16 protein-coding genes are annotated in these 25,281 nt (G+C 36.2%); 9 read left to right on the top strand and 7 right to left on the bottom strand.

The genetic code is table 11. The features are described 5' to 3' along the window. Positions 1 to 21: 21 nt before the first annotated feature. The gene (locus tag OQ292_RS36165; RefSeq protein ID WP_284689026.1) at positions 22 to 1,815 is read left to right on the top strand and encodes a RagB/SusD family nutrient uptake outer membrane protein; all 1,794 of its coding nucleotides are present in this window, start codon (positions 22 to 24) and stop codon (positions 1,813 to 1,815) included. Between the two features lie 59 nt (positions 1,816 to 1,874). Here the strand turns inward: OQ292_RS36165 and OQ292_RS36160 are convergent, their stop codons facing one another. The 5 genes from OQ292_RS36160 to OQ292_RS36140 all read right to left on the bottom strand — a co-directional run bounded on the left by OQ292_RS36160 (position 1,875) and on the right by OQ292_RS36140 (position 8,789). Then, positions 1,875 to 3,263 carry a GH1 family beta-glucosidase gene (locus tag OQ292_RS36160; RefSeq protein ID WP_284689025.1) on the bottom strand — a complete coding sequence of 463 codons (1,389 nt, stop codon included), beginning with the start codon at positions 3,261 to 3,263 and terminating at the stop codon, positions 1,875 to 1,877. Between the two features lie 166 nt (positions 3,264 to 3,429). Then, a complete protein-coding gene (locus tag OQ292_RS36155; RefSeq protein ID WP_284689024.1) occupies positions 3,430 to 5,154 on the bottom strand; it encodes a tetratricopeptide repeat protein in 1,725 nt (574 codons plus the stop codon). A 201-nt stretch (positions 5,155 to 5,355) separates the two neighbouring features. Then, complete coding sequence (locus OQ292_RS36150; protein ID WP_284689023.1) at positions 5,356 to 7,119, bottom strand: tetratricopeptide repeat protein; 1,764 nt, start codon at positions 7,117 to 7,119, stop codon at positions 5,356 to 5,358. Positions 7,120 to 7,422: 303 nt separating this feature from the next. Next, positions 7,423 to 7,896 carry an OB-fold protein gene (locus OQ292_RS36145; protein WP_284689022.1) on the bottom strand — a complete coding sequence of 158 codons (474 nt, stop codon included), beginning with the start codon at positions 7,894 to 7,896 and terminating at the stop codon, positions 7,423 to 7,425. A gap of 107 nt (positions 7,897 to 8,003) precedes the next feature. Continuing rightward, positions 8,004 to 8,789, bottom strand: a complete 786-nt coding sequence (locus OQ292_RS36140) for a hypothetical protein (protein WP_284689021.1) — start codon at positions 8,787 to 8,789, stop codon at positions 8,004 to 8,006. 564 nt (positions 8,790 to 9,353) lie between these two features. Here OQ292_RS36140 and OQ292_RS36135 point away from each other — a divergent pair. Beyond that, positions 9,354 to 9,812: an Hsp20/alpha crystallin family protein gene (locus OQ292_RS36135; RefSeq protein WP_284689020.1), complete on the top strand. Its 459-nt coding sequence runs from the start codon at positions 9,354 to 9,356 to the stop codon at positions 9,810 to 9,812. Positions 9,813 to 9,902: 90 nt separating this feature from the next. Next, the gene (locus OQ292_RS36130; protein ID WP_284689019.1) at positions 9,903 to 10,340 is read left to right on the top strand and encodes an Hsp20/alpha crystallin family protein; all 438 of its coding nucleotides are present in this window, start codon (positions 9,903 to 9,905) and stop codon (positions 10,338 to 10,340) included. 239 nt (positions 10,341 to 10,579) lie between these two features. On the opposite strand, the gene OQ292_RS36125 is transcribed toward OQ292_RS36130, so the two are convergent. Further along, positions 10,580 to 12,097 carry a sodium-dependent transporter gene (locus OQ292_RS36125; protein WP_284689135.1) on the bottom strand — a complete coding sequence of 506 codons (1,518 nt, stop codon included), beginning with the start codon at positions 12,095 to 12,097 and terminating at the stop codon, positions 10,580 to 10,582. A 459-nt stretch (positions 12,098 to 12,556) separates the two neighbouring features. Between OQ292_RS36125 and OQ292_RS36120 the strand changes: the two genes are divergently transcribed. From OQ292_RS36120 to OQ292_RS36095, 6 genes are all read left to right on the top strand, one after another. After that, entirely contained in the window at positions 12,557 to 15,145 is a 2,589-nt protein-coding gene (locus OQ292_RS36120) for an alpha-L-arabinofuranosidase C-terminal domain-containing protein (RefSeq protein WP_284689134.1), read from the top strand. 41 nt (positions 15,146 to 15,186) lie between these two features. Then, positions 15,187 to 17,595, top strand: a complete 2,409-nt coding sequence (locus tag OQ292_RS36115; protein ID WP_284689133.1) for a glycoside hydrolase family 127 protein — start codon at positions 15,187 to 15,189, stop codon at positions 17,593 to 17,595. A 283-nt stretch (positions 17,596 to 17,878) separates the two neighbouring features. After that, positions 17,879 to 19,720: a tetratricopeptide repeat protein gene (locus OQ292_RS36110; protein WP_284689132.1), complete on the top strand. Its 1,842-nt coding sequence runs from the start codon at positions 17,879 to 17,881 to the stop codon at positions 19,718 to 19,720. 109 nt (positions 19,721 to 19,829) lie between these two features. Further along, positions 19,830 to 20,627 carry a sterol desaturase family protein gene (locus tag OQ292_RS36105; RefSeq protein WP_284689131.1) on the top strand — a complete coding sequence of 266 codons (798 nt, stop codon included), beginning with the start codon at positions 19,830 to 19,832 and terminating at the stop codon, positions 20,625 to 20,627. A 9-nt stretch (positions 20,628 to 20,636) separates the two neighbouring features. Beyond that, on the top strand, positions 20,637 to 21,464 hold the full coding sequence (locus tag OQ292_RS36100) for a GNAT family N-acetyltransferase (RefSeq protein WP_284689130.1): 828 nt from the start codon (positions 20,637 to 20,639) through the stop codon (positions 21,462 to 21,464). A 144-nt stretch (positions 21,465 to 21,608) separates the two neighbouring features. Then, positions 21,609 to 24,080, top strand: a complete 2,472-nt coding sequence (locus OQ292_RS36095; RefSeq protein ID WP_284689129.1) for a mechanosensitive ion channel domain-containing protein — start codon at positions 21,609 to 21,611, stop codon at positions 24,078 to 24,080. Positions 24,081 to 24,096: 16 nt separating this feature from the next. Here the strand turns inward: OQ292_RS36095 and OQ292_RS36090 are convergent, their stop codons facing one another. Then, on the bottom strand, positions 24,097 to 25,227 hold the full coding sequence (locus tag OQ292_RS36090; RefSeq protein WP_284689128.1) for a Gfo/Idh/MocA family protein: 1,131 nt from the start codon (positions 25,225 to 25,227) through the stop codon (positions 24,097 to 24,099). Positions 25,228 to 25,281: the final 54 nt, after the last annotated feature.

Raw genomic sequence — 25,281 nt, 5'->3', positions numbered from 1 at the left:
GATTTAAGCTGAAATAATAACATGAAAAAAATATATAAAATCATATTAGTTGTAGGCTTGATTTTTAGTGCCTCAGCCTGTAATGATGAATTTCTAGAGCGTTTCCCTGAAACTGAAATTGGTACTGAAAACTTCTTTAATACCGAAGAAGACCTTAAAATTTATTTATACAACTTGTACAATTTTGCTGGTATTGGTAGCTACGGAAGAGATGCTGCTACAGATAACCAAGCAACTACAGGTAATACAGAGTTAAAAACCATTATGGTAAGTAATGCCTCTGCTGCAACGATTACTAGCGGATGGGATTGGGGTGATTTAAGAGCTATCAATATCTTTCTTGCAAACAGTAGCAAAGCGCAAATAAGTGAAGAATTACTTAATCACTATGTAGGTGTAGGTAGATTCTTTAGAGCCAAATTTTACATCAATAAAGTAAAGCGTTTTTCTGATGTGCCTTGGTATGAAGAGCCAATTGAAACTGGTGACGAAGAAGCCCTTTACAAAGAAAGAGATTCAAGAGAATTTGTAGTAGGTAAGATTATGGAAGACCTTGAGTTTGCTGCGGAGTATGTACAGGATGGTCAGGCGACGGATGAAGTGGATGTTTGGGTAGTAAAATCGTTTTTAGCTCGTTTTGCTTTATATGAAGGTACTTATAGAAAATACCATAGTGAATTAGGTTTAGAAAGTACAGCTACTGAGTTTTTAAATACTGCTGCTACAACTGCCCAAGACATTATGAATAATAGTGATTTCTCAATCTATAATACTGGAAATCCTGCAACTGACTATGCTGAGTTATTTGTAAGCACTAGTTTAGAAGACAATCCAGAAGTGATTTTGGGTACTTATTACGAATCGGATGTATTAAATAGTGGCTGGGGACAATGGTATTTTGGAAACTATGAGTCGAGCCCTTCTAAAGATTTAATGCAGTCTTATTTAATGGCAGATGGTTCTTATTATGCTAACCAAGATGGCTATGAGACAAAGCAGTTTGTGGAAGAATTTGAAAGCCGTGATGCTAGATTGAGCCAGACTTATGCTTTTCCGGGTTGGGAACTGATAAATACAGGCACCTATGCTCAAGGTGGGGGAGTTTATATACAGCAATTGCAAAAGAACTTCTCAGGCTATCATATGATCAAGGGCTATGTAAATAACACCGATCAGCAGGTAATAAACAGTGTTGATTTTCCAGTAATTAGATATGCCGAGATTCTTTTAATTTATGCAGAATCAAAAGCAGAGTTGGGAGAACTTAGCCAAGCAGATTTAGATGTCTCTATCAATCAATTACGTGCACGCGCTGGCATGCCAGATTTAATGTTAAACCCTGAGGTTGACCCTGTGCAACAGGCAAGATATCCATCAATTAGCAATGCAACTTTGTTAGAAATTAGAAGAGAAAGAAGAATTGAGTTGGCCTTAGAAGGCTATCGCTATGATGACATCATGCGCTGGGGAGCTGGTGATAACTTAGAAGTTGAGCCAGAGGGTTTGTATTTTCCGGGACTTGGCAAATATGATTTAACAGGTGATGGTATTGAAGATATCATTTTAATCGCTAATTCTGAGTCAATTCCATCAGGAGAAGACAGAGAAGTAAATGAACTGGGAGAAACACTGACATATTACAGAGTGGGTAGCCAAGGTGATGATGCTTCTGTATATCTAGAAAACGGAGAGTCTGGAACTGTACAAACTGTGGCAGATAGAGGTGAGTTTGTTGCACCAAAGTATTACTACCGCCCAGTACCTCAAACTCAGGTAACTCTAAATCCTAATCTTTCTCAGATTTTTGGATGGTAAACAAAATATGGTTCTATACATAAATTTTGGAGATGCCCCAGTCTTGGGGCATTTCCATTTTATTTTTCGGGTAATTGATTACTCGCTATTACTTCTTTATACCATAAAGCTGAATTTTTAGGAGTTCTCTTTAAGCTTTCGAAATCTACATGTACCATCCCGAATCTTTTGCCGTAGCCAAGTGCCCACTCAAAATTATCCATAAACGACCATGCAAAATATCCGGTGAGTTTAGCACCATCTTCAATAGCCAATAGAGCTTCAGATAAGTAACTATCATAAAAATCGATTCTGCCGGTATCTTTTACCACTCCGTTTTCAGGGCCATTATCAAAAGCACAACCATTTTCAGTAATAATAATTTCTTCTGGTTTATAGCGATTTTGTATCCATAAAAGTAATTTTTTACAACCCCAAGGTACAATTGCCCAACCCATATCAGTTTTTTTCCAACTTGGGTCTACATGTAAAATCACTTCTTGGTCTTCAGAAATACCTCCATTACCATATACATTTTGCTCTACTTTTTTTCCAGTATCTGCTTCTGCCATCATGGTGGTGTAGTGGTTTAATCCGAAGAAATCACTACTGCCTTTCAACATTTCTTTCTCTTCTTCTGTAAATGATGGAAGTCGCTCTTGCACGCGCTCTTTCATTACTTGCGGATAATCGCCAAAGTAAACTGGGTCTGCGAACCAACCTAAGAAAAACTCCAATGCTCTTTGTGCAGCAACCTGATCTTCCAGATTTCTTGTTAAAGGTTCTCGCCAGTCGCAGTTGTTTGTAATGCCAATTTTACCCTTCTGTGCATCCTGAAATTTGTCTCTGTAGCATTTAACCGCCTTTGCATGAGCGAGTAATAAATTATGGGCAGCCAAATAAGGCTCGCTGTTAGAAATTCTTCCCGGAGCCATTACACCTTGACCATAACCAAGAATTGAAACTACCCAAGGTTCGTTTAACGTGATCCATTTTTTTACCCTATCACCCAATTTCTTAAAACAAACCTCAGCATACTCGGCAAAAAAATCAGCTATTTTATCACCTAACCAACCGTCGTATTCCATTTGTAGAGCCAGTGGCAAATCCCAATGGTAGAGCGTAACCCAAGGTTCAATGTCGTATTTTAAAAGCTCATCAACCAAATCAGAATAAAACTGCAACCCTTGCTCATTTACTTTGCCTGTGCCCGCAGGAAAAATTCTAGGCCACGATATAGAAAAGCGATATGCCTTTAAACCCATATCAGCCATTATTTTTATATCTTCCTTATATCTGTGGAAATGATCACAAGCAATATCTCCTGTTTCGCCATTGGCAGTTTTGCCGGAAGTGTGAGAGAAAGCATCCCAAATAGACCAACCTTTTCCATCTTTTTCCCAAGCACCTTCAATTTGATAACTAGATGTTGCTGTACCCCAAATAAACCCTTCTGGAAATTTTTTCATCACCCTTGTTTTAAATTTTAAACTAAGACACTGTAATTTATATAGCACTTAATTTTTGGGGAAATATATTCCAATATTTTTGGACTTTCTTTACATGTAAGCATATAAAAAGAAACATATCGCAAATTCAAAATTTGTTGGTTTGGGCAACCACAGCACTCGATACTTAAGTTTTACTGGTTTCAGGTTTAAGGTTACCGTTCATTTTTTCTACTTGTAAGATAATGTCAATCAGGTTGTCTTCTCTTTCTAAGTTGAGTTTTTTTCTCAGTCTGTATCTGGCTGTTTTTACGCTTTCTGGAGCTATACCCAGAATGGTGGCTGCTTCTTTTAAATTCATATTTAGTCTTAGCAAAGCACACAATTTTAATTCACTTTGAGTTAGTTCTGGGCAGTAATCTTTAAGCGAAGTAAAAAAGTCTTTGTGTACATTCTCAAAATATAATTTAAAATCTTCCCAATCGCGATCATTGTGGAAATTGCCTTCTACTTGGCGATATAATGAATTTAAAGGTTTACTTAAATCTTTTGGCGCAGCTTTTTTAATTTCTATAATTTTCAACTTTAACTCTTCCATCAGCTCATTCTTTTGAATAAAGTTGAGTGTATAACTTGTGAGTTCTTTGTTCTTAAATCGCAACTCTCTAGTTAATTCTTCTTGTTTTAGTTGTTGGTTTTCCATCTTGGTTTTGTTGAGAACCTGCTCATTTAAGAAGAGTTGTTTGTCTTTATCGTGTTTTATTTTTTGGATGCGATAGATGAGAAAACCTAGTATTATAACAAGCACAAAACTGATTGCAAATATGTTTAACCATAAATTGTTGAGTTGCTGTTCTTTGCGTAGTAGCGTTATTTTTTGTTCTCGAATGGTAATTTCCTGATTTTTGCGTTCCAATTCATTTTTGTTTTCTAGCCATACCATTGCCCGCATTTTTTCTATATTCATCATGCTATCTTGCAAGGCAGTATAAGCTTCTTGATATTCTAAAGCTTGATTGTAATTTTTCTGAATGACAGAGATTTCTTTCAGCTTTGAATAGATGTTACTCAGTATTTTTTTAGAACTCACCAACTTGGCTTTTTCAACCCCTTCTTCGTAATAGCTTTTTGCTTTGTTGTAATCTCCCATTTCGAAGAATATGTCGCCAAGTGTTTCATAATTATCAGCAAAACCCACTCTGTCGCTAAATTTCTGCTGATATTCCATAGATTCTAAACAGAGTATTTTGGCAGAATCGAGCTTGTTTTGAGCTTTGTATAATACTCCAAGATTGTGCAGCGCTGTACCCGAACCGTAAATGGAATTTACCTCTTTGCTGAGTTTTAATGCGAGTTGATAGTATTCGAAAGCTTTATTATAATTATTATCCCGATAATAAGCTTTGCCGATGTGATTCGCCGTATTAATCATCCTTTCAGCTTTATCTAGCCTTTCGAAAGTATGAAAAGCTTCCAGAAAGTGATTAAGGGCTTTATCTATCTCTCCTTGGTCGCTGTAAATTAAGCCAATATTCATGGTAGAGTTGGCAATACCGAGAGAGTCTTCTAATAATTGATAGAGCTTTTGAGATTCTAAAAGATGTTTTAAGCCACCTTCGTAATTGCCTCTTGCCCAGTGAGCAACTCCAATAATTCTGTTGGCATAGGCCATACCTGGGAGGTATTTTATTTCTGAGGCTAACTTTAATGCATTAGTGCCATATACCTCAGAGCTATCTGCCTGATATATCCAATAAGAAAAGCCGATTTGATTGAGCAAATTTACCTTGGTGGTATCTTGCTTATCATCTGCTTGTAATTGTTTTTTGAACTCTTGAATCGCCAGTGACTGGCAATAAACTATTTGGGAGGTTGAAAAAAAAATTACAGCAAATAAGAGATTTTTGAGCATCTTAAATGCTATTTAGATGGTTAATAGTGTCTAGTTATTCTAAATATACCAATTTGATGTATATAAAAAAAGAATCACCTGAAGAACAGGTGATTCTATCTGTAACTAAATATAATTATAAGGGATATGCTAATTATTTAATTTTTTTCTCTGTAGAAAGAGTTATTAAATTGAATAAGCTATTTGATTAAAACCTGTATATTATCCATTGTTGCTTTTACAAATAGCAACCACAGGAATATTTACCAGATATGATTTTGGCTGTTTAATTTTAAATGATTTTACAGCAAGTACATCAATTCTAGAATCGTCTAATTGAACATTTGCATATTGCCATGCTTTATTAAATCGCTCTTTTACCTTAATTGCTTCTTCTGGTCTTTTCTGGGCTATTAAGCAATTGTATAAGCCATTAAGTGCCCATCCATTCTCAGGATAAAAAGCAAGGTCTTCCAAGTAGATTTTTTCTGCTTCTTCATATTTTTCAGCTTTTAATAGCACTGCTCCTAAATTATGTCTAACAGAGAAAAACCAGTCTGGCGGTTCATTGTAGGTTAGCGCATCTTCAATTTCTACTGCTTTTGCTAACATCTCAGCTGCTTCTGTAAAATTTCCTTCTTTTTCATTAATGTTAGCTTCCAACATAAGCGCAGCAATGTCTACTAGGTCTTTCACCGCATTTAAATCCCAAATGGTTATTTCATTGAGCACATCAAGTTTGGCAATTTCTTTAATACTATCAAGCGCTTCATTTGCTTTTACTTTATCACCTTGAGAAGAAAATGCCATGCCTCTTGCATAATGCCAAACAGCTTTCGGATAGACCAAATCTTCATCCGGAGATGCTTGATTGAGAATGTTTTCCCATTGCCCAAACTTTACCATCACATAAAGAGGAATGGTGCTATAGTGTTGTAATGTTTCGTAACCTGGTTTGCGGTAAAAACTGGTGTCGGCCAGTGCTGCTACCTGAACGGCTGCATCCAATGCTTTATCAGCTCTGCCTTCTAAGGCTGCTGTTGCTGCCATAAAATGATAATTGTGCGGGTAATATGCCATTGGATAGAGTCCTTGTGCATCGCAAGTTGCCAAATAGACACTATCAGCAAATGCCGCTCTTTCATTAATAACTGTTCCCTCATGATAATGCCCTGTTTTAATATAAATATGACAAGGCATGTGCACCATATGTCCAGCACCTGGCATTAACTCACTAATTACATTGGCACTTTGGAGGCCTCTTTCAGGTTCGCTAGAAGCTTCAATAGAGTGTATGTATAAATGATTAGCCAATGGATGTTTGGGAACATTTTTTAATGTTTGCTCCAAAACATCAACAATTGGTTGTGTCCATGGTTTGGCAGAGCCATCATGTTCGTATAAATCCCAAGGGTGTAAATCCATTAAAGATTCTGCATACAAACTGGCAATGTCAGAATTTTCGGGAAAATCCTTATGTACTTGTGCCATTGCGTTTGCATAGTCAACATCCAATATACTTCTATCTTCAGTTTTGTTGTAATCGTATCTTTTAGCCGTTGCTTCTATCAATGCTTTTTCCCAATCTGAAGCTATGTTTTTAAACTTCTTTGCTTTCTCTATGGAAGTTTTTACTTCTTTTAAATTGGCATCGTCCATTGCTGCATTAATGTTGGGTCCTAAAGTATAGGCAACTCCCCAATAGCACATGGCACAAGTCGAATCTATTCTGGCAGCTTCTCTAAATGCTCTTGCTGCTTCGTCGTGATTAAAACCATAAGTGAGGTTAAGCCCTTGATTAAAAAGTTTTTGAGCTAAATCAGATTTGGTGCTAATCTTTAAGCTGTGTTCTCCAAGATTATCAAATAAAGGAGCTCTTAATTCTGGCGAATTAGACTGATTACACGAAATAATACTGGCTAGTATAAACAAATACAATAGGATAAATTGTATCCTTTGATAATTCAAATTCTTTAATCTGTCCATAATTTATAACAATAAGGAGTGAATACTTTTGTGTCTGTGAAGTATGTTTAGTGTTAATCAAAAAGAAAAATATAGTAGCCGTAAAATACGGCTACCATACCCACGACTTACTAAACACAAAGTAATGAGGTTGGCTATTTTATAACCGAGTGTTCTTCACTGGTTATTCAAGCTAATATTTTTAATAATCGGGCTGGCTTGTAAAGCTGATTGTAATGGTTAGTTTGGAGATATTTGCTGATTAAAAAATCGTTTTTAATGTAATGATATTACTATCTGGTGTTTACTAATTTACTTATAAAATTAAGGATTAACTAATTGGCAATTACTAAGATCTACATTCATTGTATACCCTGTGCACACTCCTGTTAATCCTACCCACATACCTTCTTTTAATTCTTTGTTTAAAGAGGATGACTCTTTATCCATTATGCATTTTAAATAGTATAGCATCTTGCTAGGGCCTAAATAGACTATAATTTCGTCTTTATCATTTTTAGCTACCCGTTGTACTTTTCCAGATACATACAGTTCTTTATCCAAATATTTTTGAATAGCCTTCGGGTTATTTAAAGTAAACTCTTCAAAAACCTGCTCTGCACTTAAATGATATGCTATTCTTTTATTGAAAACCTGAGCTTGATTAAACGAAAACCAGCATAGCGATAAAACAAATAAAACAGCTATTGTCTGACAGTTGAATATATACTTAATCATATCCTGTATTTTGATTTTAAATCTTCTGCTTAAAGTATATCTGGCTAGTTCAGCTGGCATTCGTCAATTATTTATTTATTGGTTGAAATTACAAAGAGGTGTTGAATATTGGTTTCTTTGAGAAGGCAAGGGTGCGATAATCACACACCTGCCTATATATCAATTGATTAAAGCTCTTCAGAAATATCTGAGTTACCGAATACTAAGAAACCATTTACATCATGTCCGTTAGTATCACCTCTGTTCTCATCGTTAGCAAAGAAATACATTGGTTTCCCTTTGTAAGTATTTTGATCAGAACCATCCACTTTACCAAAGTCAGATGCTACAAGAATAGACGGTAAGTATTTGATGTCTTCAGTAAATGGAGGCCAAACATCAAGGCAACCACCAGAACAATTGCTTATATCTTCTTCATCATTAGATGAGTTGTAAAGTGTATTTCCAGTTTGGTCTACCAAGTAGATGTTTATGTCTTCAGCGATATCTTTACCACCAATCATTAATGTGTAATCTGGCTTAGCTACATAAAATAAGTTTAGTACCTTGTCGCCATTAATATCACCTGGGGTGTTATCATTATTAAAGAAATAAAGCGGCCATCCTTTGTAAGTGGTTTGTTTGCCACCATCTGTATTGGTGATTGTACCAAAATCATTTTTACTTAAGCCTTCACTAACTTTAATGTCAGCCTCATAAAATACTGTCCAGTTGTCTAAACAACCACCTGCGCAATTGCTGATACCTTCTACATCTCTACCAAAAAAGTAAAGAGAGTTACCTTCTTTGTCTGTAAGAATATTACCAAATTCAGAAGTACTAGCAAGCTGTACTGTATAATCTTCTGGATATATATCATCGTCGTCATTATAGTCATCTTCATCGCATGAGATTACAAAAGAAGTCAAGCCGATTAAAAGCATTAAAATCCAGTTTCTTTTAAAGGAATTCATCTGAAATAATAGTTTGAGTTATAAAAAAAATTTGACACTAAGAATTAAATTTCGTGATGTGAATTTAAATCTGTAACTGTGCAGCAAAGTTAACGGGGATGGTTGCGGAAAGGCTAAAAAATGAGGTAGACAAAAGGTAAGCGAGGAGATTTTAAGTGTGTACAATATGTAGACAGTTTTCGTAAAAAAATGCTTCTATTTGCACAGAATGCCGTTTTTATTCTTTTATAAAAGTTTACAGAAACCGGTTATTTAGTTTAAAAAAGTCTATTAATTGCTGAAAATTGAAATACCATTTTTTTGACAATTTGCCTTTGTCAACCTACTGTCTACTTCCACATACAAATTGATTAATCGGCAGAAAATAAGAATAAGAAAATAGATTTAGTTGAGTAGTGACAAAATGACTGTACTAAAGGGTTTTAGATGACAAAATGTCATATTTAATATAATTTCTGTCATTGGAAATCTGCAAAATTGACCAAAAAACCACTTGGCATTAATTCTGAATATAGCTTATCAGATTTACAAAATTTATGTTCAACTTAAAAACAGGAGGTTAACATGTCACTTGTAAGAAGAAATCACGACAATTATTTTCCAACACAATCATTTGGAGGATTATTAGATCAGTTTTTTAACACAGAATTATTCGATTGGCCAACACGTAATTTTTCTAGCACCAATACTACGCTTCCTGCAGTAAATATTAAAGAGGAAGAAGAAAAGTTTACAGTAGAAATGGCAGCTCCGGGAATGAAAAAAGAAGACTTTAAACTGGAAATAGACAACGACAAATTAACCATTTCTTCTGAGCACAAAACAGAAAAAGAGGAAGTTGGCAAAGACAATTATACTCGAAGAGAGTTTAGCTATCAGAGCTTTGTAAGATCATTCAATTTGCCAGAAACTGTAGATAGCGATCAAATTAAAGCTAGCTACGAAAATGGTGTTTTAATGCTTGATATTCCTAAAAAGGAAGAAGCTAAGCCAAAACCAGTTAAGTTGATTGATGTGAAATAAAGCGATTAAGATATAAGGTGGGGGTGGTTTTATCCACCCTTTACATAAGTAAATAATTTCTTTATGTTGTTTTAAATAGTGGAGGTAGCTATGAAACTTTTAGATAAAGAAATCAACCTAAAAAAAGATATTCCAACATGGTTTAATAAGGTTTTAGGAAAATTGAATTTGCTGCCAGATAGGTTAAGTAATGGTTTGCAAAATATAACTACAGCGTTTACTAATGATGATAATGCTTACGACCTGAAAATTCAGATGCCGGGTCTTAAGAGAAAAGATATACAGATTGAAATAAGGGATAATTATTTAATTATTTCGGCTGAAAAGAAATCCGAAAAAAGAAACAATGGGAACAACTGGATGAGTGAATCTTACAGTTATTCATCCTATACCAGAACTTTTAAAATTCCAGACGGAGTTGATAAAGATAAAATAGAGGCTAGAATGAAGCATGGAATACTTACCCTTAAGATGAAATCGAAAACATTAGTTGGTATGAAAAACAAAAGGATGATTCCAGTTGCGTAAGTGTAGTCGGAGATAAAGTTTAGAACAGCGTAAAATGAGTGAATAGTTTACCGGGCAGAAATGCCCGGTTTTTTTATGTTTAATTGATATTTATTTCTCTAATAAAAATTTTGGCTACAGTCTTGATCTTTTGACGGTTGGCCGCTGCCGTACTTTTATATCAAGATAAAAGTACAAATAATTAAACTATCTAATATGGATTTAAATGATTGTATGAATTGCTAAAAAAAACTGCATCATCAAATACTTTCCACAGCTTCTTGCTTCTTAGTATCTTCTTTTACGTGCTTATTCAGCTTTTTATTTAATAGCATGAATAAGCTAATAGCTATAGCGAATTGAAAAAGGCATGTCATTAGGCTGTAAGACTTAAATGGATCGTACCATTTATCGACTTTAGCAGCATCTATCAAAAACCAAATAACCAAGCCAGTACCGATAGGAGGAACCAGATAGTTCATAATAATTTTCCAGACAGGTTTAATCTTCCAGTCATCGTTTTGCTGTTGGTTTTCATCTTCTCTAAGCTTATCCAGTCCATATTTAATAAGCACAATAGAAAAGAATACACCCGAAAGAATAAGTGCTACACCCCAAACAAAATCCTGATTACCTAATATATCTAGACTAATTGCCGAAGGGATACCAAATGCATAACTGGCAATACCTATAATTAAAAGTGCTTTACTTCTCGAAAAACCAAAATCAACAAAAACCCTGGCAGGTAATTCTAACTGTGCGATTAATGAAGAAAAACCGGCAAAGGTTAAACCCATAAAGAATAAAATAGCCAATACATTTCCACCAAACATTTTGGCAAACAATTGCGGCATCCATATAAAAGTAAGACCTGTTGAGGCAGGCCCACTGGTTTTTACAACTTCGAGTAGCTGCGTTTCAGACATGCCCATATCATTTTTTAAGATAGCGAATACTGTCCCGAAAATTACGATGGCAGAAATGAGAGAGATGCAGTTATTACCAATTCCGGTAAAGAAAGCATTTTTCACAATTCCCTGCTCAGATTTCATGTAAGCGGCATAGGTAATAAAAAGTCCCCAGCCAGCACCTGTATCCCAAGCATTTTGCGTGAGTGCTTCCACCCATATTTTAGGGTTGCTCAGTTGAGCCCAATCTGGAGTAAATAAGTAATTGATTCCTTCTAGCGCACCATCTAGCGTAAGTGCTCTTATGATGCATAATATCAATATCACCAACAAACTGGGAATTAAAACCTTATTTACCTTTTCGATAGAAGAAACGCCTTTCCAGATAGCCAAACAACCCACAACTAGAGCCAATGTGTGTGTGGCTAATGGCCAGTAACTGTCTTGATAACTATTCCAGATAAACATGGCGGTTTCTGTATTTTCTGGTAGTGAGTGGCTCATCATGTAGAAGAAATAATAGATACACCAACCCACCACTACAGAATAGAAAAATGTAATGGCTGTAGCTACAAAAGCCATAAAAGCACCCATCCATGTGAGTTTGCCATTTGTAGCTCCCTTCATCGCACCAATCAATCCCATTCTAAACTTTCTGCCAATGGCATATTCACTTATAATTAAAGGTATACTCCAAGTAAGTAGAAAAATAACCCAAGCAAAAATGAATGCTCCGGCTCCGTTTTCAGAACCATTTTGGGCAACAATTCTTGGAAACCGCCAGATGTTTCCTGTACCGATTGCTATACCTAGAACACTAAGTAAAAATGCTGTTTTTGATGAGAACCTTTGATGAATGCTTTTGTCCATATTTATCTTCCCAATAATTTAAATAATTGATTTTATAAGAAATGAGATAAATCCGAGCGGATTAATTAATGTGCTTTACAAATTTAAAGTGTAAGTAATACACATATAAGACTGATATTGACTATAACTTATACTATTTTTGCATGAGTAAACCGTGAGATTAGATATTCAAGTAAAAAACTGCATAATTTAACCTAAATACTTGAATATGTCATCAAAATCGTACTAGTAGTGGGTAAAATTTTAGAAAACTGAAATTTGAATGATCGCTACTTTTAAAAAATGGTTAGATAGGGATTTTGCAGAGTAAAATGGATGGGCTTTTTAACAGGTTGGTTTTTTGTATTTCGCATTAAATAACAATGTGTTTTTACAGAGAAATTGAAATCATTTAAATGTAAATATGGATTGTGGGTAGTCTTTTAATTAAGACTGCCTGCTTTTGAGAAGTGTTAAATTATGATGTTTAAAAAATTAGATTTATTCAACTCTATTATGACGAACAAATTCTTTCTATTTACGCTGTTCTTTTTGGCAGTATCATTTAAACTCTTTTCTCAACAAGCCAACATCACCATCAATGCAAAAGAGTTGGGAGCAGAAGTTTCACCTGATTTGCATGGTATTTTTTTCGAGGAAATTAGCCATGGAGGAGAAGGTGGATTATATGCTGAGTTAATACAGAATAGGGGATTTGAAGAAAGTCGCGTGCCTGAAGGTTGTTCTCTGGATTCAGGTTGGATTATCCCGCCGAGAACCCCGCATTTTAGAACAGGTAAAGTTGTAGATTGGAAGATGAAATTTGAGCCTACCAACGATTGGCCTGCTTGGTCTCTAGCTACTTCTGGTAAATCTGAAGCAGAAATATCTCTTACTCAAGATCAGCCATTAACCAAAGCGACTCCAAATTCATTGCAGATAGATATTTCTAGTTATGATAACCAAGGAAGAGTAGCAGTTGCAAACGAAGGATTTTGGGGAATTAAAGTAGAAAATGGAGCCACTTATAATTTATCATTTTACCTCAGAACTGATAAAAAATATAAAAGCCCGGTAACTGTTTCGCTCGAAACAGAAGAGGGAGTAGTATTGGCAAAACATACTTTTAATAAAGTAAACTCAAAAAGTTGGCAAGAGCATACTTGCGCTTTAAAGGCTACTGCATCAGCAGCTAAAGCAAAATTCTATATCACTTTTGAAGGAGAAGGAATAGCATGGTTAGATTTTGTTTCTTTGTTTCCTGAAAAAACTTTTAAGAACAGACCCAATGGCATGCGCCCAGATTTGGCTCAGTACTTAGCTGATTTAAAACCTGCATTTGTAAGATGGCCGGGTGGTTGTTTTGTAGAAGGCATAAGTGTAGAAAGTGCACCGAACTGGCAAAAAAGTTTGGGTAAATTAATCGATAGGCCGGGTACTTACAGTCCTTGGGGATACTGGTCTAGTGATGGAATTGGCTACCACGAATTTTTGCAGTTTTGCGAAGACATTGATGCAGATGCCATGTATGTATTTAATTGTGGTATTGCCTGCGAAATGCGTGCAGGGCCTTATTTGCCAGAAGATCATGTTCCATCGATTATAGAAAATGTGTTGAATGGAATTGAATATGCCATTGGTCCAGCTGATTCTGAATGGGGCAAAGTGAGAGCAGCTAATGGACATCCAGAACCATTTCCACTTAAATATATAGAAGTGGGAAACGAGCAAAAAGGTCCAGAATATGGAGCAAGGTTTAACACTTTCTATAAAGCGATAAAAGATAAATATCCGCAATTAACCATTATTGCTAGCATGGGAATTTCGCATGTAGATAAGCCTACAGTTGAATCGATTGACAAAATGGACATAGCTGATGAGCATGCATATAAAGGTATTTATTGGCCAATGATCTATCACGATTGGTACGATAAATATGAGAGAGGTGATTGGAAATTGTATGTAGGTGAGTATGCTTGTAATAGTGGCGTAGGTAGCGGAAATATGATGGCGGCTTTAAATGATGCTACTTATATATTAGGTATGGAGCGCAACTCCGACATGATCACTATGACTAGTTATGCGCCATTACTTGAGAATATGAACGATACCGATTGGCCAGTTAACCTCATTAGGTTCGATAATGAAAGAAGTTTTGCCAGAATTTCTTACTATGCCATCCAGATGCTCAATGAGAACAAGGCGACTGTAAACCTAGATACTAAGATTGATATTAAAGCCAATGAAGAAGTAAGTGCATCTAAGTTTGAAGGTAAAATTGGTTTAAGCACTTGGGATACTTATGCCGAATTTAAGGATATTGAAATCATTCAAGATGGTAAAACCATATATCAATCAGATTTTGCAAAAAGTGCAGACGAGTGGGAAACAACTGGCGGCAATTGGGAAGTAAAAGATGGCGCTTTGGCACAAACAGATTATGGAGTTTGGCCTCTAGCAATTCTGAAAGATCAAGATTACAGTGCTTATACCTTAAAACTGAAAGCAAGAAGAACTGGCGGTTACAATGCTTTTATGATTCCTATTGCCATTAAAGATCATGATAATTACCTGAGAGCGCATATTGGTGCTTGGCTAAATCGTGTAGCTGCTTTTGAATTGGTAACGAATGGTACCGATGCGATGGTAACACAACCAGTTACACTTGAAAACCCTATTGAAACAGACAAATGGTACGATGTGGAGCTACAAGTAAATAATGGAACCATTGATTGTTATTTAGATGGGGAGTTGCTGATGACCTACAAAGACCCAAGAAGATTTTTTAGCATTGCTGGAAAAGATGAAGCAACTGGTGAAATTGTAGTGAAGGTAGTAAATGCTAGTGACAGCCCTTACCAGACTGCAATCAATTTGGAAGGTGTGGAAAAAGTGAATCCAGTTGGAAAAGTAATTACACTTTCAGCAGAGTCTGCCGATGCAGAAAACTCTTTAGATGAACCAGAAAAGTATGTGCCTGTAGAAACTGTTTATAAAGAATTTAAACCAACGTTTGAAATGGCATTTAAACCTTGGTCGGTAACTGTTCTCAGAATTAGTACTAAATAATTAAGACATCATTGAATTATTAATAATATTAGAAAATCAGAATGAAGAAGGTTTTAGAATTAACGCTAATTATTTTAATCATAGCCACTCCGTTTGCGTGTGAGCAGAAGGAGAAAAAACAAGACTATCCAATACAGCCAGTTACATTTACTTCGGTACAATTTAACGATAGCTTTTGGGCTCCTAAAATTGAGACGAATAGAGGCACCTCAATCCCAAGTGCATTTGGCAAATGCGAAGAAACAGGCAGGTTCCACAACTTTGCTTTGGCTGGCGGCTTATCAGACGGAGAGCACATTGGAAATTTCCCTTTTGATGATACCGATGTTTATAAAGTATTGGAAGGTGCTTCTTACACATTGGCAGTGCAAGATGACAAAAAACTAGATGCTTTTCTAGATAGTGTAATCAATTTGATTGATGCAGCGCAAGAAGAAGATGGCTATTTGTTTACTGCTCGAACCAACGAGAGTGAGCGCTTAAGAGGTTGGATGGGTTCTAAACGTTGGGAGAGATTAAACAGTCATGAACTTTACAATACTGGTCACTTATTAGAAGCAGCCGTAGCACACCACGAGGCAACAGGTAAAGACAATTTATTAAAGATTGCGATCAAAAATGCTAATTTAATTGATCAGGATTTTGGTCCGTCTGAGCAGCAGAAACATTGCCCCTCTGGCCACCCAATTGTAGAAATGGCACTTGTGAAATTGTATCGTGAAACTGGTGACGATCGCTATTTAAAACTGGCCAAATATTTTATTGACGAAACTGGTATTGCTACAGATGGTCATGATTTAAGCCAATACAGCCAAGATCATATGCCAGTGGTAGACCAAAAAGAAGCAGTTGGACATGCAGTGCGCTTTGGTTATTTGTATTCTGGTGTTACAGATGTGGCTGCACTTACAGGCGACGAAGCTTACAAAAAAGCAATTTTAAACTTGTGGGATAATGTAGCTTCTAAAAAGTTATACATCACAGGTGGTATAGGTGCTAGATCGATGGGTGAGGGATTCGGTGAGAATTACGAGCTACCAAACATGACGGCTTATTGCGAAACTTGTGCTTCAATCTCAAATGTTTATTGGAACCACCGCATGTTCTTATTATTTGGTGATTCTAAATACTACGATGTTTTAGAAAGAACCCTTTACAATGGTCTTATCGCAGGTATTTCTTTAAGTGGAGACAAGTTTTTCTACGACAATCCATTAGAATCAGACGGTTCTCACGATCGTGCTCCTTGGTTCGATTGTGCTTGTTGTCCGGGCAACATCACCCGATTTATGGCTTCAGTTCCGGGTTATCAATATGCAGTAAAAGATGATGCTGTGTATGTAAATCTATTTGCAACAGGCGAGTCTGAACTGGATGTTGAAGGCAAGAAATTCCATTTAAAACAAACCACCAAATATCCTTGGGAAGGTCAAGTAGCTATTGAGGTAACCAAACCCACTGGCAGCGAACTTGACTTAAAAATTAGAATTCCGGGTTGGGCTAAAAATGAAGCGATTCCTTCAGATTTATACAAGTTTATAGAAGGGCAAAAAGGGAATATAAAAATCAGTATCAATGGTGAAGAAGTAGACTACAAAACAGAACAAGGTTATGCGGCACTTTCTAAAGATTGGGAAGCGGGTGATGTTGTATTGGTGAATCTTCCATTAGAAGTAAAAAGAGTAGAAGCACACGAAAATGTAGTGTACGACAGAGGTAAAACTACTTTCCAAAGAGGGCCGGTTGTATATTGTTTCGAAGGTGTTGACTACGATAAAGGAAGCATTTTTAGTACTTATGTTCCAGAAGGAGCGGAGGTGAAAGCTGAGTATAAAAAAGACTTTTTAGGTGGTGTAGTTACTTTAGATGTTGCCGGAAAAGGTTTGTTTAAAGAAGGTGAAACCATAAAAGAAGAGGATGTCGCATTACAAGCAATTCCATACTATAGCTGGAATAACCGTGGCAAATCTGAAATGCTTATTTGGATGCCAGATAATGCAGAAACGGCTGTAGTAAGAGACATGAATTCTTTAACAGCTCAAGCGACTCCTTCGGTAGAAGGTTACGACAAGGGCTTTGGATTAAAAGATGGATTTACCCCAAAAAACTCAGGTGATGTAGATAAAAACTTCTTTTTTTGGTGGTTAAAAAATGGCTCAGAAGAGTGGGTAAAATACGAATTCGAGAAACCAGTAAAAATATCTAAATCGGATGTATACTGGTTAAACTACGACCATTACGATTACACAGCTAGAGCGCCTAAATCTTGGGAACTAGAATACTTAAAAGGTGAAGAGTGGCTTCCGGTAAAAAATAAAACTTCTTACAATACCGAACTCAACCAATTCAACTCCGTTGAGTTCGAGCCAGTAACTACTACTGCCATCAGGCTAAATGCTACAATGCAAGACAGCGTTTCGGCAGGTATACTGGAATGGAGAGTTGAATAATTAAAAATGGATGAATAGATAGAAAAAAGTCGGATACTTGTCCGGCTTTTTTTATGGCTAAAATCTTAGCAACTGATATAAATCTTTTACTCATAATATAGTATACACGCCTTTTAAAAATAAAATCTTCCGGCAAGCATAAAGCTATACACTGCTTGAACTTATTTCACTATATTAGAATTTATAAAATACTTCCCGACTTACTAAACCACCAGTATTAGCATTCATACATTGCCGAACACAAGCTTCGGTACATGTCTTTTTTGTTAAAATTTTTTGAGTGATGAATACACCCACGGCGACAAAGAACAAGGAAATTACGGTGGCAGTTTTACCTTTCCAACTTTACAATAATCCTGATGAGTTTAGCCCTTTGCATTTAGGCTTTACAGAAGATCTCATAAACAACTTTTCTATGTTTATGGGGCTTTCGGTTATATCTCAATATTCTACACAACATATTAAAGATATTTCTAACGAAGCCGAAATACATAAACTCGGTGCCGACTATTTGGTGACAGGCAGCTTTCTAAATCTAGGCATCGATATTCGTATTGGTCTACAACTTATTAGAACCGAAGATAAAAAGGTGGTTTTTTCAAACCAATATAGGGTAAAGCCAGAGTCTTTATTAAATGCAGAAGATACCATCACTCAGCAAATTGTAAGTATTTTGCAGGAGAAAATCGATTATGATTTACTTACTTTTTCATACAAAAAACAAACTGTACAACTAGCTGCTTACGAGAACTGGCTCATTGGAATGGATTACCTCAAAAAATGCAGTTTAGAAGATGACCAAATCGCCAGAGAGTACTTTGAAGCAGCTTTAAAAATCAACTCGAAATATGCTCGTGCACATACGGGTATTTCACTTTCTTATTTTAATGAATGGAGTTGCCAGCTTTGGGAACGCTGGGACGAAAGCCACAAAGGTGCGATGGAAAATGCTCGAAAGGCACTCGAACTGGATGAAAACGACTATCAAGCATTAATGATTTTAGGCAGATGTTATTTGTACACTAAAGATTTTGAGATGGCTGAGCATTGCTTGAGAAAGTCTTTAAAAATGAATCCGAATGACTCACAGAATTTGTTACATGTAGCATTTTGGTTCAGCTTTTTGGGTTATGCAGATGAAGCCGAGCAATATTTTTTAAGGGCAAAAAAACTCAATCCTTTCTATAATGATACCTATTATACTTATGGTATACAGATATATTTTGAGTTGGGCAACTATGAGAAATGTATTGAATATGCTAAAAAAATAGATATTAATAACTATTGGGTTGATTTACCGGCTTATATGGCTGCCATATATTTCCACCTTTCTGATATGGAAAAGGTAAAAGAGTGTTGGCAGCTTTATTTGAAAAGGTTTAAGGCATATATTCTTAAAAATGATGCTGATACAGAGAATGCCCAAATCACCAAAAACATGGATTGGCGAACCGATTCTTTTTCTCAAAAAGCATTTGAGTGGCATGTTTCGGTGAATCCTTACAGAGACAAAACCAACCTGAAACCTTTCTGGGAATTTATTTCTAACAAACTCAATATACATACGCAGCCAGAAACTGTAAAGCCAAAGGAACAGACAGAAGCTGCTTTTGTGCAAGTAGGTGAAATGTGGGAAATGACTTTCCAACAAAAAACAGTAATGCTAAAAGATGCCAAAGGTTTTCACGACTTACTTGCCTTATTAAAATCACCAGAAAGAGAAATCCACTGTATGGAATTAATGGGTGTGCAAGCATCCGATTCGCAAGGTGTAGAGGTGATAGATTTATATGCAAAGTCTAATTATGTAAAGCGTATAAAAGATTTGCAGCACGAAATTGCGGAGGCAGAAGATATGAATAATTATGAAGTGCTTGGCAGCTTACAAGAAGAGTATGAACAATTGGTAGATCATCTTACTAAAAACTTGGGTATTGATGGTAAACCCAGAGAAACTGGTTCTAGCATTGAAAAAGCGCGTTCGGCAGTAACTTGGAGAATTAGGAGTGCCATTAAAAAAATAGAAAGCCAGCATCCTGCATTGGCAAAGCATTTTTCGCTCTCTGTAAAAACGGGTACATTTTGTTGTTACCAACCCGAAACTCCTATAAACTGGCAATTATAAGATAAGTGTAAGTGCGCCTTACAATGTGGTTTTCCCCAAACTTACATTGTAAGGCAAAAACTTACGCATTAAAAAGTGATTAGCAATAACACTTTAAAATCTTATAATTATGCCAACACCAATTGAAATTTTATTAGATCCAATATCCCTAATAGTAATCGCTATGTATATGGGATTAATGATTTGGGAAGCACTTTTTCCAGCAAGAAAATTACCTTATGTAAAAAACTGGAAACTAAAAGGAATAGCAGCATTTGCCATTTACTTCTTTCTGTCTTCGTATCTGCCTTTAATGGTAGACCCTTACTTAGAAAAATTCATATTATTCGATTTAACAGGCTTGGGTGATTATGGCGGAGCTATAGTAGGCATTTTATTATACGCTTTCGGCGAATACGTATGGCATCGAATTATGCACCGTTCAGACTTTTTATGGAGAACAGTTCACCAAATGCACCACAGTGCAGAAAGACTAGATACTTATGGTGCATTCTTCTTTAGTCCGGCAGATATGATCGGATGGACTTTGTTAGGCAGTGTGTGTTTTGCTCTACTTGTAGGCATAAATCCGCAGGCAATCACCATTGTTTTACTGGTAACTAATTTCCTCGGGATATTCCAGCACGCCAATATCAAAACGCCTCATTGGATGGGTTACTTCATTCAAAGACCAGAAAGCCATGCGGTACACCACCAAAAAGGATTGCATAAAGGAAATTACTCTGGATTGCCCATTTTCGATATACTGTTTGGTACTTTCTACAACCCAAAAGCTTTCGAAAGTGAAACTGGTTTTTACAATGGTGCATCTGCTAGAATCGCTGATATGTTACTCTTTAAAGACATCAGTTCCGATGACTCGAAGCACAAGCCGAAAGATGAAAATAAAGAAATGGTGAAAGCTTAAATGCAGACGATGAATATTTATAAAAATAGAATTCAAGATCATCTGGCATATGCCTTAGAATATAGCGAAACGACCTATTGGAGCAAGTTATATAGCAGCCATCTAAACGGATTAAGGTCTTTTAGTAATGTGATCGCCGGTGCTTTTACCGGCGCCTTGCCAGAGGTAGACGTATTAGCCATGAACAGAGTCTTAGGCTTAGGCATGGATAGAAAAATAGAGCAGAACGATATTCAAAAGATCATAGACTTTTATTATAAATCTGGCTCTAAGCGATTTTTTGTACAAGTGAGTCCGTATGCACAACAAGAAAACCTTACAGAATTGCTTGCTCAAAATGGACTGCAATTGCATAACAATTGGGTGAAGTTAGTAAGACCGGCTCACAAGGTTTTGCTTCAAAATAATCCAGACTTAAAGCTTATTAAAATCGGTAAAGAAAAGGCGATGCTGTATGGTAAAATCATTTTCGAAAGCTTCGACTGGACAGATACCCGATTGATGGAATGGTTAGCAGCATCGGTAGGGCAACAAGGTTACCATCATTATTTGGTGATGCATAATGATGTTGCAATTGCAGCGGGAGCCATGCATATTATGGGTAACTTTGCTTCTATGGCATTTGCAGGTACTTTGCCAGAATACAGAGGTATGGGGGCTCAAAACATCTTGCTTAAAAAGAGAATTTCATATGCTTTAGGTTTGGGTTGCACTTATTTTATTGCAGAAACCGGAGAAGATAAGCTCGAAAAACCAGTACCCAGTTACAGAAATATGATGAGAATTGGTTTTGTGCCAGCCTATCTCAGGCAAAACTGGATTTTTCAATTTAATTAATATTTGCCTTAACATTAAAAGCCAGTGGGTTACAATTACTTCTGTAATCTGCTGGCTTATTTATTTAATATATGAGTGATTTTAAAAACTTTTTTTACGCGACGATCTTCAATATATTTACCGCAAATGTTGATAGAGAGAGATATGAAGATCATTTTTTTGAGTATTTTGCTGTTTTCGGTGGTTCAGTGTTTTGCTCAAACCGATTCATTATCAGAGAGTAATTCAAGTTCAGAAGATACCGCACAAGCTGAAGTAGATTCTATTTTTTCTGATGCTTTTTTAAAGATTGAAATTCTAAAAAGAAGCTTACAAGAATTAGAAAGTGATATTCCAAGTGATAAAAAACTGGAAGAAACATCTTTAAGTTTTCAGAATCAAATTGAATATTATGATTCACTAATTGAAGTCATTTCAGAGAGTTCTTTAGAGTATAAAAGACTTGATGATCTTCGGGATTTAGAAAAAGTTAAAAATGAGAACCTTGAAAAAATTGCTTCTTTACAATCTAAAGTAAGAGGTTTTACTTCAGAAGTAACAGATTATAGAGATCGACTAATTAAGTTATTTGAAAAGCTAAATGAGATCAAAAGCGATTCGGTAGAACTTTCGAATAACTCAAGGTTATTTAACGACTACTCCCAGATCAAAAGCAAAATTGAAACGCAAAGTAATGGCTTTGGGAAGATACTTGGCAAGATGCAGAAAGAACTTACTTTGCTGAATGACTTGCAAGGAGTAGAGCAGGAAAACATACAAAACATAAAAAAGGTTACCCGAACCAAGATACGCAAACAATCGGTACCCATTTGGCAGTCAGAAGTAAAAGATAACATTCCTCAAAGAGCATGGATATCTTTTAAAAATAGTGTTTTTGATATCTATAAATACCTGAAGGATAATCCTGAGCGCATTTATGCACATATTTTTGTTTACGCCATTATCTTATTAATTGCCCTTTATTTTAAGAAGAAAGAACATCTTTGGGAGAAGTATATAGGTAAGGAAGAGGAGATTAAAAATGTGTTGCATCCACTGCAAAGACCCTATACTTCTAGCTTACTTTTATCGATTACCATTTCACCTTGGATTCACGATGGGGCACCTTCCGACTTTTTCGATACCACGCTCATTTTTCTGTTGATACCAATCTTGGTTTTTCTTTACAGCTCAAATATTAAGAATCTGTTTAGAGAATCAGTGTATTTCTCAATCATTTATTTTATCATCCACATACAGCACTTTGTGTATGACAACACCCTGTTTCAGCGGATAACCATGTTGGTGCTGGCATTGCTACTATTAATTGTAGTAAACAGGTTGAGAAAGATTTATGATGGTGCGAATGTCGTATTCTTTAAGCAATTGTTTAAAGGAGCTATAGCGCTTTTACTCGCTTCTATTCTGGCAAATATTTTTGGCTATTTTGCCTTTTCGGAGTTTTTGCTCTCCAAAGTGGCAGCAGTAATTGTACTGGCTGTAGTTTTCCATATTTCCACCTTTGCCATTATCGATGTTATCAAACTGATTATGCTCACCGAAAGGGTAAATAAGTTTAATTCGGTGAAGCTTTATTATGAAACTATCAAAGACACCATAACCAAGTATGTGCGGCTCATTGCCTTTTTCTTTTGGATAATTGTGGTATTAAGAATATCGGGCTACTACGATACAGTAATGTCAAGAGTATTAGGCTTTTTAACACATCAGCATTCCCTAGGCTCTATCAGCTATACTATTAAAGGCATTATCCTCTTCATTTTGACCATTTACACCTCAGTAAAAATTTCTAACATTTTAGAGATTTACTTTAAAGAAGATTACGGTAGAGGTAATGAGGGAACAAAGCGAAGTATAGGTACCATCACTATTATGATACGCTACAGTATTATTATAATAGGTTTTCTATTTGCCATTTTATTTTCCGGTTTGCCAATAGAAAATATAACCATTGTGGCAGGTGCTTTGGGAGTAGGTATTGGTTTTGGTTTGCAAAACATCATCAACAACCTTGTATCCGGATTTATTCTGGCCTTGGAAAGACCCATACAAATTGGAGACATTGTGCAGCTAGATCAGTTTACAGGTGAAGTGCAAGATATAGGAATTCGAGCAAGCAAGATTAGAACTTTTGATGGTTCCGAAGTGATTGTGCCTAATGGAGAGTTGATCTCTAAGCAGGTAGTTAACTGGACACACTCAGATAATTATAGACGAATAGAAATTTTTGTAGGTGTGGCTTACGGCTCACCAACCGAAAAAGTGAAAAAGCTATTGAATCAGGCTATAAATTCTTGTTCGCATATTCGCAGCAACCCAGCTCCATTGGCGCTTTTTCACGATTTTGGTGATAACTCATTGAATTTTAGAATTCTTTGCTGGACGAGCATCGATACACTTCTACTTGCCAAAAGTGAAATTATAACTGAAATTGATAATTTATTTAGAGCGAATAATATCAATATTCCATTCCCGCAAAGAGATATTCACGTGCGCACTTTAGACCCTTCAATTCAGTTTACAAAGCCCGAAGAGAAACAACCTGAGCAGACAGAGTCTAAACCAGAAAAGCATCCTGAGCCTGAAGATCGCGAAGAAGAAAACGATGAAAATTAAAATCTTAAAGATGGAATTATAGGCTTAATTCCATCTTCTTTCCAGATTTAACAGCGCTGTAAATCGCATCAATAATTTTTAAATCTTTTACGCCTTCTTCTCCATCAACTGGAACAACTGGTTTTTTACCATTGAGAATAATTGCTGCCATCTCATCCATTTGGATGGTTTGATGTGTTTTATGTGGATGAGTTAACTCGCCTTTGTGGGTACGACCTTTTATTGGGCCATAACCAGAAGCAGGTTGTAGCTCTGCAAAACCATTTACACCATTTAGAAAGAAACTGTCTAGGTTATTCATCGCATAAGTAGACAAGCAAGAAGCCACAGCTCCGCTTGGGAATCCCATTTGAAACTGGATGGTTTCATCAACTCCTTCTTTAAATTTTACCGGATCGGTTTTAGTTTCTTGGGCTGTAACCCAAATAGGCTCTTCTCCCACCATGTAACGAGCTCCATTGATAGAGTAGACTCCAATATCCATCATAGAACCACCACCAGCAAGCTCTGGGTCTAGCCTCCATTGGTTTGGGTTACCAATTATAAAACCAGATAATCCTTGAAAAAACTTAATTTCTCCAAACTCACCTGCCTTTCTCATTTTGATAATTTCCAATGTCTTAGGCTCGAAATGCATTCTGTAACCAACTAGCAATTGTACATTAGCAGCCTTACAAGCATCCACCATTTCTTGCCCTTCTTTGGCATTTACTGCCATCGGTTTTTCACAAATGGCATGTTTGCCAGCCTTGGCTGTTCTAATTACTCCTTCGCGGTGTAAAGAATTAGGTGTGATGATGTAAACTGCATCAATATCAGGATTATCTTTTATCGAATCGAAGTTTTCGTAGTTATAGCAGTTCTTGTCTGGAATATCATACTTCTTTTGCCAAACCGGAATTTTGGAAGGTGTGCCACTTACTAGACCTGCTACTTTCGCCATTTTGCAATCTTTCATTGCTTCAGCAACTCGGTTTGCATAACTACCCAAACCCATAAGCGCCACCCGAAGCACAGGTCTATCATAAGGCTGTGTATCAAAAGGTTGGGCATTGGCTTCTTTATCTCCCGTATTAAACGTGTAGAAAGAAGGTATTGCTAAAGCAGAAAAACTAATTTTTTGCAAAAAATTACGGCGAGAGCTCATGTCAGAGATAGTTTAAATAGGTTCGAGTTAATTTATCATTTTCAATAATTAGCT

Origin of the sequence: Chondrinema litorale (genome assembly GCF_026250525.1) — a bacterium.
Taxonomy (GTDB): Bacteria; Bacteroidota; Bacteroidia; order Cytophagales; family Flammeovirgaceae; genus Chondrinema; species Chondrinema litorale.
This window is presented reverse-complemented; position numbering and strand designations above follow the sequence as displayed.